The following is a 16,511-nucleotide window of genomic DNA, read 5'->3' as shown; positions in this document are numbered from 1 at the left end:
ATCAGACCTCCTGAGCATTCAGTTGCCGGGTATATGCATCTTCAACGCGCTGCACTTCTTCGGCCGAGACATAATAGTCTCTGTCATTGTTGAACGAGTGCGCGATCGCAACTGCCAGAACACCGACGGCTGCGGCAATTGCCAACCACCAGATATGCCAAACCAATGCGAAGCCCAGAGGAATGCAGAGCACACCAATGATGAAGCCCGTACCGGTATTTTTTGGCATGTGAATGCGGGCAAACTTTTCAGTACGGCGAACATAGCCGTTCTGCTTCATATCCCACCAGCTGTCGGGGTCACGAACATGTGGAACTTCAGCGAAGTTATAGAATGGCGGAGGCGACGAAATCGACCATTCCAGCGTACGTCCCGAACCCCAGGAATCGCCATCAACAACACGTAGTTTCTCGCGATCACGAATGGAGATCATAATCTGAAGAACCTGGAAGACGATACCGCAGAGGATAATCGCAACGCCAACAGCGGCAATGATCAGATAGATATGCCAAGCCGGGTTTTCTGTGTGATTGAGACGACGGGTCATCCCCATCAGACCGAGAACGTAGAGCGGCATAAACGCCATAATGAAGCCAACGAGCCAGCACCAGAATGCCTTGCGGCCCAGTCCTTCGTGCAGCTTGAAGCCAAATGCTTTTGGCCACCAGTAGATGAGACCGGCAAAGCAACCAAACAGCACGCCCGAGATAATCACGTTATGGAAGTGGGCGATCAGGAACACCGAGTTGTGCAATACGAAATCTGCAGGCGGAACAGCAAGCAGAACGCCTGTCATACCACCCACAACGAAAGTGCACATGAAACCGATGGTCCAGTACATGGGTGTCGTGAACTGGATGCGCCCCTTATACATTGTGAACAGCCAGTTGAAGACCTTCGCCCCGGTCGGGATCGAGATGATCATGGTTGCAACACCAAAGAAGGCGTTGACGCTTGCACCGCCACCCATGGTGAAGAAGTGGTGCACCCAGACGAGGAACGACAAAACGGTAATGGCAACAGTCGCGTAGACCATTGATGTGTAGCCGAACAGACGCTTCCCGGTGAAAGTTGCAACAACTTCAGAGAACACACCAAAGCATGGCAGAACCAGAATATAGACTTCGGGGTGTCCCCAGATCCAGATCAGGTTCACATACATCATCGGATTGCCACCAGCGTCATTGGTGAAGAAGTGGAAATCCAGATAACGGTCAAGTGAAAGCAGCGCGAGCGTAACGGTCAGGATCGGGAACGCAGCCACGATCAGAACGTTCGAGCAAAGTGCGGTCCATGTGAAGACAGGAACCTGCATCATGCCCATGCCCGGTGCACGCATCTTGATGATGGTCGTGATGAGGTTAACGCCCGACAAAAGCGTACCCATACCGGAGATCTGCAAAGCCCAGATATAGTAATCAACACCGACATCGGGGCTGAATTCAATACCGGAAAGCGGCGGATAAGCCAGCCAGCCTGTCTTTGCGAATTCACCGACACCGAGCGAAATGTTAATCAGAATCGCACCTGCAACAGTCAGCCAGAAGCTCAACGAATTGAGGTAAGGGAAAGCAACGTCGCGCGCACCGATCTGAAGCGGAACAGCGAAGTTCATGAGACCAACAATGAACGGCATCGCCACGAAGAAAATCATGATCACGCCGTGAGCCGTGAAAATCTGGTCGTAGTGATGTGGTGGCAAAAAGCCTTCATTGGCACCGGAGGCGATAGCCTGCTGAGCGCGCATCATCACAGCATCCGAGAAGCCGCGGAACAGCATCACGAAAGCCAAAATAATGTACATCACGCCGATGCGTTTATGATCAACAGATGTCAGCCAGTCATTCCAGAGAGGACCCCACTTTTTATAGTAGGTAATGGCTGCGAGAATAGCGAGCGCTCCACCAGCCACCGCGGTCAGCGTGACCATGATAATCGGCTCGTGATAGGGTATCGCTTCGAGCGTAAGTTTTCCGAACATTTCTATTCTTACTTCGATTGGAGTGCGATCAACAATTCAAGCCCCGGGGACTTCATCCGGGACTTAAATTGCATCGACATATCAGTTTTCAAGCTGCGACATACGCTGCGGCTGCGTCAGGCAAAGAATATCGTTTGCCCATTGGCTGAAATCGACGGGAGAAGACTTGCGCAAATCTGCGCGCGCTTCACGCACCATTTGTTCCTGATGCATCATATCGTCGATACAGACCGACTTGCCATCCCAACAACGATTGACGATGTTATGAAACAGCGCCTTGTCGTTATAAGCAAAGTACTGAACAGGAGCCTTTTCACTTGGCTGAACCAGCGAAGCATAGCGATCACGCGACAGTTCCTGACCGGAAGCCTTTGCATCAGCAATCCACTTGTCAAAATCAGCCTGATTGAGCGAATGCGCCTTAAAGCGCATCTGCGCGAAGCCCTGACCACTGTAATTGGCGGAAATACCGTCAAAAACGCCTTCCTGATTAGCAACAAGATGAAGCTTCGTCTGCATACTCGGCATGGAGTAGACTTGGCTACCGAGTGCTGGAATGAAGAAGGAGTTCATGATGCTGCTGGAGGTCAGCTTGAAGTTGACAGGCACATTAACCGGCATCGCCATTTCATTGACCGATGCAACACCAAGATCCGGATAGATAAACAGCCATTTCCAGTCGAGCGCAACAACTTCGACATTGATCGGCTTCACATCGGAAACAAGCGGGCGATAAGGGTCAAGCTTGTGTGTTGATATCCACGTCACTGTGCCGAGAACGACAATAATGACCACAGGGATCAACCAGACCGCAGCCTCAATTTTGTTTGAATGGTGCCAGTCAGGCAGATATTCCGCCTTTTCATTGGTGGCACGATACTTCCATGCGAAGTAAAGCGTCATACCAATGACCGGCAGCACGACGAGCAACATAAGGCCGGTCGCAAATAAAATTAGATCGCGCTCTGCCATACCAACCTCTCCTTTCGGAGAAAGCAGGACCTGGTTCTCGCAGCCGGCGAGAAACGCCGTGAGGGCCAAGACGGCGAACGAAATGATCGTCCGGGGGGGTGCCGTGTTTCATTTGTCTTTCCATCCTGCACGCAGAGCGTCAACTCTGGTGCATGCGTCATTTTCTAGATTTCGGTAAATTCTGAAAATTTCAAAAGTACCGATATAACGAATAATCCCGTTTGTCACGCGCCAGACCAAAAATGTATTGGATCGAAATGTCGCGGCTGCATGGGTTTGAAGAGTCATAATCGACCCATTCGGAATCATATTGGACAAGCCAATTGCGATTGGCGGTTCTCTACAAGTTCAAATCGAAACTTTCAATACGATATTCAGCGATAAACTGGCTGTGATTAACGGTAATAGGAAAATTTGTTAAGAAGAATACATCAAGTCTAATGAATATTATCTATGCTTATTTTGGATCTTGTAAATTAAGCATATCAAAATCCAAGACATACAATACCGTATATATACACCGCCGCCAAATAATTCTATGGAATCCATCGCAAATTGGACTCAGAACGATTCCAGTCTGCGTTTAGATGCTATAGTTTCAACTTTCAGGAACTAGAGCGCGTTTCGATCTGATTAAATCAGATCGGCGCTCTAATCATTTGTTTGAACGCACATCTTGGTCCGAAAACCGGCTCCCACTTTTCGGGATGGGCTCTAAACCAACGGGACATGCATGATTTTTGGTAATTGGCCAATTGAAGAAACTGAGGGCGCAGTGCTTGGCTATGCAATTGCCGCAGGCAGTCACAATTTTCGGAAAGGCACGCTGCTTACGTCGGATCATATTGCGGTTCTGAAACATCATGGCCTCACGCATATTTTCGCAGCTCGTCTCGAAAAAGATGATATCGGCGAGAATGAAGCAGCGCTTGCAGTCGGTAAATTGCTGATTTCAGAAAATCTTGATGCAGGCCCGCCCATTGCGGGACGCGTCAATCTTTTCGCCCAGCATGCTGGCCTGTTCCACGCCAATGTTAGCGACATTGATGCAATCAATCTGCTTGATCCCCGCATTTCAATTGCCACATTGCGTAACAATTGCCGCGTTGAACGCGGTCAAATGGTGGCAACTGTCAAAATTATCCCGTTTGCCATTCCCAAAGTCTTGATTGAAAAGCTACAGGGACATCAAAGCAAAGCAATTGATGTCAGGCCATTCCGCGCCACGCGGATCGGCCTTATACAATCCCGACTGCCGTCGATACGTGAAACGATATTCGAGAAAACCAAAAATCTTATTTCCAGTCGCGTTGAGCGAAATCAGGGTTCCGTGTCAGTGGAGCACCGCGTTGCTCATGAGCAAACGGCGCTGTCTTCTTCAATCCGTGAAGTTGCCAAGGATTGCGATATCATCTTGATCTTCAGCGCATCATCCATTGCTGATGAGGCAGACATTGTTCCACGCGCAATCATCAATTGCGGGGGCGAAATCCTGCGAATGGGCGTTCCGGTTGATCCAGGCAATCTTCTTGTGCTGGCAAAGCTAGGCGACAAATATATCGTCGTAGCCCCGGGCTCAGCAAGAAGCGCACGCGAGAATAGTCTTGACTGGATACTGGATCGCCTGATGGCAGGAATGCAACTCAGCGCGAACGATCTGGGGAGAATGGGCGTCGGCGGGCTTGTTCTATAAAACTGACTTAGCAGTTATAGTCGAACACCAATATCCCATCGATCCCGCCCTCTGCGAGCGCAACAAGCTTTCCACCGACCGCCACATGGTCAGGATGCGTAAGATACGCGTTGCGCGCTGCTTCATCGGTGAAGTCCACGACAAAGCCGTGTCGGAAGCCTTTTTCCAATGCTTCAGGGCTGATATTCGCACCAACGCTCACTGCAACAATGCCATCAATCTTTTCACGCAATGCCGCAACCTGATCGAGCGCTGCATCGATTTCAGCGGCAGGAATCTCAGACCTGAACTTCACAAGAACGATATGGCGCAGCATTGATTATCTCCTCACAGAATGCCGGCAGACATTAAAGCCTATTCGCGAAACCGAGAAGAGATTTTCGAGCATCGGCTGCAAATGATGAAAGACTGAAATAACAGTCGTCGGGGATCAGCAAAAAAGCGTATTTTTAAAACGAAAAAGGCCGGGCTGAACCCGACCTTCCGCTTCCATTCTGATTTTGCGCCAGTACATCCGTGGACACATTATCGAATGAATTCCCGATACAAGAGCAGAATTAGCATCTGTTCATATCAGGTTTATGACACTTCCCGGTAAAGTTCCGGTCGTTCAAGCTGCCATTGGCGCCTCAATCGGCGCTGGATGATTATATTCCCAGACTTCGATCAAGCACTGCCGCATCAGATCGAGATCAACCGGACCAATCCGGCTCAATACGAGATCCAACTCGTCCGGCTCGACGCCACGATTAAGAAGCTCGACTATTGCTTCGATCAAAACTTTTTTGTCGTCAAATCTATAGCGCTGCATCAAACCTGCTCCGCCAGATGTTCCTTTTTGATAGAGCAATGCTACACACGTATGGTTAACCGAAACTTACCATCGGATAGCCTTTTTGACGAAAACTGCATTCCTTTAAAACGACAAGTGTTTATAGAGCAGCGTTATTTATAATCATGAAAAAAATCTTATTTTTGGAAAACAACTGTCAACATTAAGTCACAATTTTAATGTATCTTTGTTTTAATAAAATTAAAAAATAGATTTGTATATTTAAATGGCTCCCTATTTTGAAGAAACCAAATGAGTCTATTGAAAATAAACAATGTTTTTTTGACGACTAATCTCCGTCTTATAGGACTGGCCGCACTGATCGGCGTTGGGTTTCTTGGCGGTTATCTTGTAACGATCCAATATAAAGGCAATATCCATACGATCGTTGCCGGACAAGCCTATCGTTCCAACCAGCCCGATCCCTTGCGTATCGCCCAGCTTCAGACGCTTTACGGTATTAAGACGATCATCAATCTACGCGGTGCCGAGCCCGGTTCAAAATGGTATGATGACGAGGTTGCAGCAACAAAAGTGCTGGGCATTCATCTTACGAACTATGAATTGTCATCGAGCCGACAACTGACGGCAGAGCAGATGCGGGCGCTTATTGCTCTGATGAAGAATGCAGAAAAACCAATTCTCATTCACTGTAAAGCTGGATCGGACAGAACTGGACTTGCTGCGGCTCTCTATATTGCGGCGGTTTCAAAGGGCGGCGAACGCAAAGCAGAAAGTCAGATGTCAATCGCTTACGGGCATTTCGGAATTCCATTTAGCCCGGCTTATCCAATGGATGAAAGCTTTGAGGCCATTGAGACTGAACTTGGCTTTTCCGGGTCCTGAAATAGCAAACGGGGCATACACAAATAAAAAACGCCGGAGTTAAACCCCGGCGTTTTCATTAATCTTAAATTAAATATCAGTCGAGACCGACGATCTTACCATCCGACCATTTGAACACGTCGAAGCTTGGCGAAGAAAGATCGCCCGTTTCGCCATAGGTCAGCTTGCCAATGACTGTTTCAATTGGCTGACCATCGCGAAGAACCTTAGCAACAGCTGCGGTATCTTCCGTTGTGCCAGCGCGTTCAATGCCATCTGCAAGAACCTGAACAGCGGCGTATGCATTCATGGTGAATGCTTCAACCGGAATGTTCTTTGCAGTCAGTGCATCGACGGCTTCCTTGGAAGCTGGGTTCTTGGTTGCATCAACAGCGTTGGTGAAAAGCGTGCCTTCAGCATTCTTCTGGCCAATTGCCCAGAATTCAGTGTTGGAAAGGCCTTCACCGCCGAGGATCAGCGCATTCAGACCTGCATCATGAAGCTGACGGGCCAGAAGGCCGCCTTCACCATGATAACCGCCGAAGTAAACGACTTCGGTGCCCGCAGCCTTCAGCTTGGATACGAGCGCGCTGAAATCCTTGTCGCCCGGCGTAACGGAATCATACTGAACTTCCGTGATGCCGTCTTTGTTGATGGCAGCCTTGAAAGAATCTGCCAGACCCTTACCGTATGCGCCCTTATCGTGGACGATAGCAACCTTCTTGTCCTTAAGATTCTTCAGGAAGTAAGCGGCCATCACGTCAGCCTGCTGGTCATCGCGGCCGCAGGTGCGGAACACGGTTTCCAGACCGCGAGAGGTCAGGTCAGGGCCAGTTGCCGTTGGTGTCACCATGAGAACGCCGTTTTCAGCGAAAACATCGGAAACAGGAATTGCAACGCCGGTGGTGACAGGACCGACGACAAACTTGACGCCTTCGCCGACCAGCTGGTTAGCAGCCGAAACACCCTGCTTTGGTTCGCCAGCATCATCAGCAAATTTTAGAACGATCTTTTCGCCCTTGATGCCGCCATTTGCGTTGATAACTTCAACAGCGGTTTCCGCACCCTTCTTGACCTGATCGCCATAAGCAGCAACCGGACCTGTGAGCGGTGCAACAACACCAACGGTGATGTCCGCATAAGCGGCACCGGCGAAGCCGAGTGTAGCGGCAAAAGCCACGCTGGACAGAAGCTTGAGATTCATTCTTTTTCTCCTTTGCGAGGTCTCGCTTTCCCGATGACCCCAAACAACCCATGCCGGTCAAATCGCAGCGTCTTTGCGCCACCGGTTTGCCGGTCCCTCCCTTTTATTTCAATCATACGAACTTAAAGGGTCAATCCAAAAGCCCGCCGCGCCGTCCGGCTTACTGAGTGTCAGAGCCATAATATTATCCAAAACTGCATTTGCGGTTTCGAAATCATGCTCCAGAACGGGAGCGAGCTTTCATGATGTAATAAGAATGCATTTCCAGCCTCCGATTGCAAGGGGCCAAGTGCCCGCAACTACAACGAAAACTGCCTCCCATAAAGTGACTATCCTCCTCTCTTCCAAGATGGTGATCGCTTCGCAAAAAAGGCCGCGATTCCCTCTGCGGCCTCTGGCGTTTCCCAAGCATCCGCAAGGCGGACCAGCGTCATTTCGATTGTCATATCGTCTATGGGTCTTCCAAGCGCATGTACCAACCGCTTGGAGGCCGCAACCGCAGTTGGAGCAGTCGAAAGATATGGTCTGATTTCAGCATCGACCGAAGCATCAAGTCGCTCCGCTTCGACCACCTGATGCAGCAATCCGATATGCCTTGCCTCTTCGGCATCAAACAATCGTGCCGACGTGAAATTGCGCAATGCATGGGCCTGACCGATACGCGCAACCACATAGGGGCTGATCGTCGCGGGGATCAATCCAAGCTTGGTTTCCGTCAATCCGAAACGCGCATCCGTAACACCAATTGTGGTATCGCAAACGCTGATCAGTCCGACACCACCGCCATAGGCCTGCCCGTTCACGCGCCCAATCAATGGCTTCGGCAGATCGTGCAATGCCTTGAGCATCAGCGCGAGTGCTCGGGCTGCTTCAATGCGTTGCGTGCGGGTCGCGTTTACCTGCTCACGCATCCAGCCAAGATCACCGCCCGCACAAAAACTTATGCCGCTGCCCGTCAGCGTGACGACCCGCACCGCATCGTCATTGGCAAGGCGCTGCGTAGCGCTGAAAAGCTCATGAATCATCAGACTGGAAAGTGCATTATGCTGCTCTGGTCTGTTGAGCGTCAGCGTGGCCACCCCGCGCTCATCAATGTCGATGAGGATGGTTTCAAATTCCATCATGCCGCCCTATCCTGAGCGAGTGCTTGCGCAAACAAAGCTGTTGATCGCAGTCTTTCAATATCAAGCCCTGTTTCAAACCCAAGACTTTGCAGCATTTCCACGACGGCCACCGTATCGGCATTGCCTTGGGCGCCGGGCGCGAACGGACATCCTCCAAGCCCGCCCACAGATGCATCAAATACCCTCAAACCTTTTTCCAGGCTGATCCGGATATTGTCGAGCGCTCGCCCGTTGGTGTCGTGATAATGACCCGCAAGACTATGCGCTGTTGCCACAGTCAAAACCGCATCAAGCATGGCGCTCACAGTTTCCGGTGTGCCGCGACCAATCGTGTCTCCAAGACTCACCTCATGACAGCCGAGGGAAAAGAGTTGCTCGGTCACGTTGGCCACGTCCTGCGGAGCAATCGGTCCGTCATAAGGGCATTCAACTGCGCAACTGACATAACCGCGAATGGCCAGACCGTCATTGATGGCGGCACCAATGACTGGCGCTAGCCGCTCAATACTCTCCGCAATGGTGCAATTGATATTGGCTTTGGAAAAGCCCTCTGACGCCGAAATGAAAACCGCAATTTCATCCACGCCGGCGCTAGCAGCACGCTCATAGCCCTTCATATTGGGTACCAAGGCTGAATAACGAACAGCGTGCGAGCGATGGATACCGGCCATAACTTCAGTCGCATCGAAAAGTTGCGGCACCCATTTCGGGCTGACAAAACTGGTTGCCTCAATGCGGGAATAGCCGCAATCGGACAGCCGGTCGATCAGGGCAATCTTGTCGGCTGTTGGCACAAAACGCTTTTCGTTTTGTAGGCCGTCGCGCGCAGCCATTTCGACGATTTCAACGTGTTCAGCCATCATCTTCCTCCAATTGGACTAACAGCGCGCCTTCATTGACCTGATCGCCAGCCGCGACGCTCACAGATGCGACCTTGCCATCGCGCGGTGCAATCAGTGAAAGCTCCATCTTCATCGCTTCCATCGTGACCAGCCTGTCGCCTTTGACAACACTGGCCCCCTTCGCCACAGAAACGAGCCGAACTAATCCCGGCATTGGCGACAGAATGCGGCTTTCGCTCGAAGCCTCATCCACTGCTGCGGCAGTCTCTAAATAGTGAAACAGAGTGTCCGTGCCTTCAAACTGCACGGTCACGTCGCGGCCGATGCGAAAGACAGATGCCTGGTCAATACGACCGCCAATGCAAAACCGTACCAAACCGTTCTCAAAAGAACGAATTTCCAGTGTGCCGAAGGCAAAGCCAAAAAGTCTGTCACTTTTAATGGTGAAGCTGATTGTCTGACACTGATCATGATGATCAAGAAGGACAGAGCGCGATGCATCACCCCATAGACGAAATCCGCGCAGGACATTCCACGGATCATCTTTTGCAGGCAGATCAAGAAGGTCGAGTGCACCAAGGGCAGCCAAAGCAAACGCGATCTCTGAAGGGCGTTGATCGCGAAACAGCACATCTGCCTCACGCGCAATCAGACCTGTATCGACATCGCCCTCCTGAAACGATCGAAGCTTGCAGAGTTGAGATAAGAACTGCCGATTGGTTATAACGCCAGCGATGCGCGTGTTGTTCAGTGCCGCAACAAGGCGGTTCAACGCGTCGTCGCGGGTAGCGCCATGCGTGATGATTTTTGCAATCATCGGATCATAAAAAGGCGTAATGACATCGCCGCTGCGCACGCCCGAATCGACCCGCGCATTTTCCGGCGGGGCAAACAGTGCAAGCCTTCCCGTTGCTGGCAGAAAATCGCGCGCCGGGTCTTCCGCATAAAGTCGCGCCTCAAAAGCCCAGCCATTAATCGCAAGCTCATCCTGCCGCTTCGGCAGAGTTTCACCGGACGCCACCCGCAATTGCCATTCAACCAGATCAAGGCCGGTAATCGCTTCCGTCACGGGATGCTCGACCTGCAAACGCGTGTTCATTTCCATGAAGAAGAAACGATCAGCGCGAAGCCCCTCTGAAACATCGGCAATGAACTCAACTGTGCCTGCACCGGAATAACCAATGGCTTGTACGGCCTTCACCGCTGCATTGCCCATGGCAGCGCGCATGTCAGCGGTCATACCGGGCGCTGGCGCTTCCTCAATCACCTTTTGATGGCGGCGTTGCAGCGAGCAATCGCGCTCAAATAGATGCACGGCATTGCCGGAATTATCACCAAAGACCTGCACCTCAATATGGCGCGGCTTGGTCATGTATTTTTCGATCAGAACAGCACTATCTCCAAACGAGGCTTCCGCCTCGCGCTTCGCACTCTCCAATTCTACGACAAAATCGGCAGGATCATCGACGCGGCGCATGCCCTTGCCGCCGCCGCCCGCACGAGCCTTGATCAGCACGGGGTAGCCGATTTGGCTCGCTTCGCTTTTCAGGAAGGCTTCATCCTGGTTATCGCCGTGATAACCCGGCACAACAGGTACACCGGCTTTTTCCATCAAAGCCTTGGCAGCATCTTTTAACCCCATGGCGCGAATGGCTTTTGCCGATGGGCCTATGAAGATAAGTCCGGCTGCTTCAACCCCTTCCACAAAGGTTGGGTTTTCGGAGAGAAAGCCATAGCCCGGATGGATTGCCTGGGCGCCCGTATCTTTCGCCGCTTTGATGATCGCATCGACATTCAAATAGCTTTGCGCAGATTGAGCAGACCCCACGCGCACGGCCTCGTCGGCCATTTCGACATGAAGCGCATTGGCATCCGCGTCGGAATAAATCGCGACAGTGGCAATCCCCAATTGGCGCGCCGTGCGCATGATCCGACAGGCGATTTCTCCGCGATTGGCAATCAGGATTTTTTTGAACATCGGATCGCCCTCTACATCCTGAACAAGCCGAAACGCGTCGGCTCTATTGGAGCATTCAGCGTTGCAAAAAGCGACAGGCCCAGGACCTCACGGCTCTTGCGCGGATCGACAATCCCGTCATCCCAAAGCCGCGCCGACGCATAGAGCGGATGGCTCTGGCGCTCAAACATTTCCAAAGTTGGGCGCTTGAACTCCGCCTCCTCTTCCGCAGACCATTTGCCGCCGCTGCGCTCAATCCCGTCGCGCTTGACACTCGCCAGCACACCTACCGCCTGTTCACCTCCCATTACCGCAATGCGGCTATTCGGCCAGGTCCAGAGAAAACGTGGCGAATAGGCCCGCCCCGCCATGCCGTAATTGCCTGCGCCATAGGATGCGCCAATCAGCATCGTGATTTTGGGCACATTGGCCGTCGCCACCGCCATGACAAGCTTCGCGCCATGTTTGGCGATGCCTTCAGCTTCATATTTTTGCCCAACCATAAAGCCGGTAATATTCTGCAAAAACACCAGCGGAATATTACGTTGGCAGCAAAGCTCGATGAAATGCGCACCCTTTAAGGCGGCTTCCGAAAACAGCACGCCATTGTTGGCGATAATGCCGATCGGCATTCCGTAAAGGCTTGCGAAACCGCAAACCAATGTGGCGCCGAAGCGCGCCTTGAACTCATCGAAATCCGAGCCATCGACCAGCCGCGCAATCAGCTCGCGCACATCGTAGGGAATGCGGGTATCAGCCGAGACAATTCCGAGAATTTCTTCGGAGTCATAAAGCGGAGCAGCAGCATCCCCCCTTGGACAAAACTCGCGCTTTTGGCTGTTGAGATTGGCCGCTATGGCGCGGGCGATTTGCAGCGCATGCGCATCATCATTCGCCAAATGATCAGCAACACCTGAAAGCCGGGTATGCGTATCGCCACCACCGAGAACTTCCGCGCTCACGACTTCGCCGGTTGCAGCTTTGACCAGCGGCGGACCAGCCAGAAAAATCGTGCCCTGATTGCGCACAATCACCGTTTCATCGCTCATGGCGGGGACGTAGGCACCGCCTGCCGTACACGATCCCATGACCACTGCAATCTGCGCAATACCCGCCGCCGACATTTGTGCCTGATTGTAGAAAATACGCCCGAAATGATCGCGGTCCGGGAAAACCTCATCCTGATTAGGGAGATTGGCCCCACCGGAATCAACGAGATAGATGCATGGCAGGCGGTTCTGGCCCGCAATCTCCTGGGCTCGCAGATGCTTTTTCACCGTGATGGGATAATAAGTGCCACCCTTCACCGTGGCATCATTGCAGACGATCATGCATTCACGCCCCGAAACTCGCCCGATGCCTGTAATAATGCCAGCTGACGGTGCTGCACCATCATACATCTCATGTGCTGCCGTCTGGCCTACTTCGAGAAAAGGCGACCCTGGATCAAGCAGTTGCGCAACCCGGTCACGAGGCAACAGCTTGCCGCGTGAAACATGACGTTCACGCGCCTTCTCACCCCCACCATCAGTGGCGATGCGTGATGCTTGTGCCACCACGTCAATCGCCGCAAGCATGGCATTGCGGTTGGCTTCAAAGACTGCGCTGCGTGTCAAAACTTCGGATTTCAGAACCGGCATCAGCGGGTCTCCTCAAAGAGTTCCCGCCCGATCAGCATCCGCCTGATTTCAGATGTGCCTGCACCAATTTCGTAAAGCTTCGCGTCACGCAATAAGCGTCCTGCCGGATAATCATTGATATATCCATTGCCGCCCAGTGCCTGTATCGCCTGCAGCGCCATTTGCGTGGCACTTTCCGCGGCATAAAGAATGCAGCCCGCCGCATCCTTGCGCGTGGTTTCACCGCGATCACAGGCGGCTGCCACCGCATAGACATAGGCACGCGATGCGTTGAAGCTCACATACATATCTGCAAGTTTGCCCTGCATCAGCTGGAACGCGCCAATCGGCTGGTCGAACTGCTTGCGCTCATGCACATAGGGCACAACGATATCGAGGCATGCCGCCATGATGCCGAGCGGGCCGCCTGCCAGCACCACACGCTCATAATCAAGGCCGGACATCAGCACATTCACGCCTTTACCCACTTCACCAAGCAGGTTTTCGGCAGGCACTTCACAATCCTCAAACATCAGTTCGCAGGTATTGGAGCCGCGCATGCCAAGCTTGTCGAGCTTTTGTGCAGTGGAAAATCCCCTGAACGTCTTTTCAACGAGAAAAGCACTTATCCCGCGCGAGCCGGCAGCCGGATCGGTTTTGGCATAGACCACCAGCACATCAGCATCCGGGCCGTTGGTGATCCACATCTTATTGCCGTTGAGCACAAAGCGGTCATCCCGCCTTTGAGCATGAAGCTTCATTGAGACAACATCGGATCCAGCGCCCGGCTCAGACATGGCGAGCGCCCCGACATGCTGGCCGGAAATGAGTCTTGGCAGGTATCTTGAACGCTGCTCCGGTGAACCATTGCGCATGATCTGATTAATACAGAGATTGGAATGCGCACCATAGCTCAGGCCAATCGAGGCTGACGCACGGCTGATTTCTTCCATAGCAATGCAATGAGCCAGGTAGCCCATATCTGCGCCGCCAAAATCCTCCGATGCGGTAATGCCCAGCACACCAAGATCACCCAGTTCACGCCAGAGATGCATGGGAAATGCGTTATTGCGATCGGTATCGGCGGCAAGTGGCGCAATGCGGCTTTCCGCAAAACGGCGCACCGTATCGCGAAGGGCCTCGATCTCCTCACCAAGACCGAAATTCATGCCCGAAGCAAACATACTCGTCCTCCACAAGTTCTGCCCGGTTATTCAAACAGAGTGTCTTGTGGAGGCGGAATAGGCAATGGCTTTGCGCGGCGTTCTGTGGCTATTTATTACCCATTAACGTAATTTTATTTCGTGTTTTTCTCAGGTTGTGCTCAATCGCTCTGAAGCTCAGAAAGATCGCGATATAGCTCCAACGCTTCCGGATTTGCCAGCGCTTCGCGATTTTTCACCTCGCGCCCATGCACAATGTCACGCACGGCAAGTTCAACAATTTTGCCGGACTTGGTGCGCGGAATATCGCTTACCGCCACGATCTTTGCAGGCACATGGCGCGGTGTCGCGCCGGTGCGGATTTTGGTCTTGATGCGCGATCGGAGATCGTCGTCGAGCGAGACGCTCTCAGCCAGCCGTACAAACAGCACCACGCGCACGTCATGATCCCAATCCTGCCCGATGCAAAGCGCTTCGGCCACTTCTGCCATCTGCTCAACCTGATTGTAGATTTCCGCCGTACCGATGCGCACGCCACCTGGATTAAGTGTCGCATCTGAACGACCGTGAATGACGATGCCATCATGTTGCGTCCATTCGGCAAAATCGCCATGGCACCAGATATTGTCAAAGCGGTCAAAATAGGCAGCCTGATATTTCGCTCCATCCGGATCGTTCCAGAACTCCAGCGGCATACACGGGAAAGCCTTCGTGCAGACCAGCTCGCCTTTCTCACGGCGCACCGGCTTGCCATCATCGTCCCAGACATCGACCGCCATGCCAAGACCAGCGCCCTGAATTTCGCCCTGCCACACAGCTTCGGTTGGAACACCGAGCACGAAACAAGAGACAATATCAGTACCGCCGGAAATGGAGGCCAGATGTACATCCGGCTTGATCGACTCGTAGACGAAAGCAAAGCCTTCTGGCGACAGCGGCGAGCCAGTCGACGAAATCGTACGAAGTGCTGACAGGTCGTGGGTTTCGCGCGGGTTCAACCCAGCTTTCAGCACCGCATCGATGAATTTTGCCGACGTGCCGAAATAGGTCATTTTTTCTGCTGCCGCATAGTCAAACAGCACATTGCCATCGGGATAGAATGGTGAGCCATCATAAAGCAGAAGCGTTGCGCCGGACGCTATGCCGGATGCCAGCCAGTTCCACATCATCCAGCCACAGGTCGTGAAATAGAAAAAGCGGTCACCTTTGCGAACATCCGCATGAAGACGATGTTCTTTGAGGTGCTGCAACAGCACGCCGCCAGCGCGATGCACAATGCATTTTGGAATGCCGGTGGTACCCGACGAAAAGAGAATATAGAGCGGGTGGTCGAATGGCAGTCGCATAAACGCGACATCCTTTGCAGCAAATGATGCAAGGGCTGCATCCAGCGCAATGCCATTTCGCGCATTGCTGGCAACGGCTTCGGCTTCGCCGAGATAGCTGACAATCACAGTCCGTTTGCTGCTCGGCAGCCTGGCTGAAACTTCAGCAATCTTGTCACTCACATCGATGCGCTTGCCATTATACCAATAGCCGTCGCAGGCGAAAAACAATTTTGGCTCGATCTGACCAAAGCGATCGAGCACCCCTTGCGCGCCGAAATCCGGCGAGCAGGAAGACCACACTGCACCCAGAGAAGACGCCGCCAGCATCAGTGCTATAGTTTCGGGCATATTGGGCATCATGCCTGCGATGCGGTCGCCAGGTTTTATGCCCTCCGCCAACATGAATTGCTGGAGTTTTGAGACCAGCGCATGCAGATCATCCCAAGTCAGGCGACGCTCGACCTTGTCTTCGCCGCGAAAGATGATTGCTTCGCCCTCGCCCTTATGGCGAAGAAGATTTTCTGCGAAATTAAGCTTTGCCTCCGGGAAGAATTTTGCCTCGCGCATGTGGCCACTATCGATCAACGCCGTATCACCGCGCTCACCAATCACGTCACAGAAATCCCAGATCAACGTCCAGAAGGCGGCGCGATCCTCAATCGACCAACGATGCAGCGCCTGATAATCGGAAAGCTTCCGCCCTGCGCGCTCCTCTGCCTGCACGCGAAAATGTTCAAGCCCGCTCGCTGCAATGCGATTTGCATCAGGCTGCCACAGTGGCCGATAATTGGCGGAAGCAGTCTTGTTCATCATTCCTCCCAGAATTATGTGAGCTGAGCTGTTCTCCCATCCAGCTCCCAAGAAGTCTGTAAAAGAGACTCGACGTGGCGTCTATGCTTTTCCTGATCTTAATCCGTTGCACGCATTTCAACACTCGCTAATATCCGAACCTATGCGGATCATGGGCTGGG

Annotated in this window: 12 protein-coding genes and 1 pseudogene; 2 read left to right on the top strand and 11 right to left on the bottom strand. The window is 52.5% G+C overall.

Annotated features, from left to right (window positions below; genetic code table 11):
- Nucleotide 1: 1 nt before the first annotated feature.
- Nucleotides 2–1,981: a cytochrome o ubiquinol oxidase subunit I gene (gene cyoB, locus U2P60_RS10115; RefSeq protein WP_313827695.1), complete on the bottom strand. Its 1,980-nt coding sequence runs from the start codon at nucleotides 1,979–1,981 to the stop codon at nucleotides 2–4.
- A gap of 81 nt (nucleotides 1,982–2,062) precedes the next feature.
- Nucleotides 2,063–3,065 (bottom strand): annotated as a pseudogene (gene cyoA / locus U2P60_RS10110) (ubiquinol oxidase subunit II).
- 621 nt (nucleotides 3,066–3,686) lie between these two features.
- Here cyoA and U2P60_RS10105 point away from each other — a divergent pair.
- Nucleotides 3,687–4,646, top strand: coding sequence for a molybdopterin-binding protein (locus U2P60_RS10105; RefSeq protein ID WP_413572445.1), 960 nt, complete (start codon nucleotides 3,687–3,689; stop codon nucleotides 4,644–4,646).
- 7 nt (nucleotides 4,647–4,653) lie between these two features.
- Here the strand turns inward: U2P60_RS10105 and U2P60_RS10100 are convergent, their stop codons facing one another.
- Together U2P60_RS10100 and U2P60_RS10095 are read right to left on the bottom strand one after the other, a co-directional pair.
- Nucleotides 4,654–4,962, bottom strand: a complete 309-nt coding sequence (locus U2P60_RS10100) for a Dabb family protein (protein WP_413572444.1) — start codon at nucleotides 4,960–4,962, stop codon at nucleotides 4,654–4,656.
- A 294-nt stretch (nucleotides 4,963–5,256) separates the two neighbouring features.
- A complete protein-coding gene (locus tag U2P60_RS10095; RefSeq protein WP_313827691.1) occupies nucleotides 5,257–5,457 on the bottom strand; it encodes a hypothetical protein in 201 nt (66 codons plus the stop codon).
- Nucleotides 5,458–5,760: 303 nt separating this feature from the next.
- Here U2P60_RS10095 and U2P60_RS10090 point away from each other — a divergent pair, with 303 nt between their 5' ends.
- A complete protein-coding gene (locus U2P60_RS10090) occupies nucleotides 5,761–6,324 on the top strand; it encodes a tyrosine-protein phosphatase (RefSeq protein ID WP_413572442.1) in 564 nt (187 codons plus the stop codon).
- A gap of 76 nt (nucleotides 6,325–6,400) precedes the next feature.
- On the opposite strand, the gene U2P60_RS10085 is transcribed toward U2P60_RS10090, so the two are convergent.
- From U2P60_RS10085 to U2P60_RS10055, 7 genes are all read right to left on the bottom strand, one after another.
- Nucleotides 6,401–7,507, bottom strand: a complete 1,107-nt coding sequence (locus U2P60_RS10085; RefSeq protein WP_313827690.1) for an ABC transporter substrate-binding protein — start codon at nucleotides 7,505–7,507, stop codon at nucleotides 6,401–6,403.
- Nucleotides 7,508–7,836: 329 nt separating this feature from the next.
- Nucleotides 7,837–8,631 (bottom strand): crotonase/enoyl-CoA hydratase family protein, encoded by a 795-nt coding sequence (locus tag U2P60_RS10080; protein ID WP_413572441.1) that lies wholly within the window; start codon nucleotides 8,629–8,631, stop codon nucleotides 7,837–7,839.
- Nucleotides 8,628–9,491, bottom strand: coding sequence for a hydroxymethylglutaryl-CoA lyase (locus U2P60_RS10075; protein WP_413572440.1), 864 nt, complete (start codon nucleotides 9,489–9,491; stop codon nucleotides 8,628–8,630). Before U2P60_RS10075 ends, U2P60_RS10080 begins: the two co-directional genes overlap by 4 nt.
- Nucleotides 9,484–11,451 (bottom strand): acetyl/propionyl/methylcrotonyl-CoA carboxylase subunit alpha, encoded by a 1,968-nt coding sequence (locus U2P60_RS10070; RefSeq protein WP_413572439.1) that lies wholly within the window; start codon nucleotides 11,449–11,451, stop codon nucleotides 9,484–9,486. Before U2P60_RS10070 ends, U2P60_RS10075 begins: the two co-directional genes overlap by 8 nt.
- Nucleotides 11,452–11,462: 11 nt before the next feature.
- Entirely contained in the window at nucleotides 11,463–13,070 is a 1,608-nt protein-coding gene (locus tag U2P60_RS10065) for a carboxyl transferase domain-containing protein (RefSeq protein ID WP_413572437.1), read from the bottom strand.
- The gene (locus U2P60_RS10060; protein ID WP_413573750.1) at nucleotides 13,070–14,218 is read right to left on the bottom strand and encodes an isovaleryl-CoA dehydrogenase; all 1,149 of its coding nucleotides are present in this window, start codon (nucleotides 14,216–14,218) and stop codon (nucleotides 13,070–13,072) included. Before U2P60_RS10060 ends, U2P60_RS10065 begins: the two co-directional genes overlap by 1 nt.
- A gap of 155 nt (nucleotides 14,219–14,373) precedes the next feature.
- Entirely contained in the window at nucleotides 14,374–16,353 is a 1,980-nt protein-coding gene (locus U2P60_RS10055) for an acetoacetate--CoA ligase (protein WP_413572436.1), read from the bottom strand.
- Nucleotides 16,354–16,511 lie beyond the last annotated feature (158 nt).

It is taken from the genome of Brucella sp. H1_1004, assembly GCF_047308065.1.
Taxonomy (GTDB): domain Bacteria; phylum Pseudomonadota; class Alphaproteobacteria; order Rhizobiales; family Rhizobiaceae; genus Brucella; species Brucella pseudogrignonensis_B.
The sequence above is the reverse complement of the archived record's forward strand: the minus strand, read 5'-3'. Positions and strand labels throughout refer to the sequence as shown.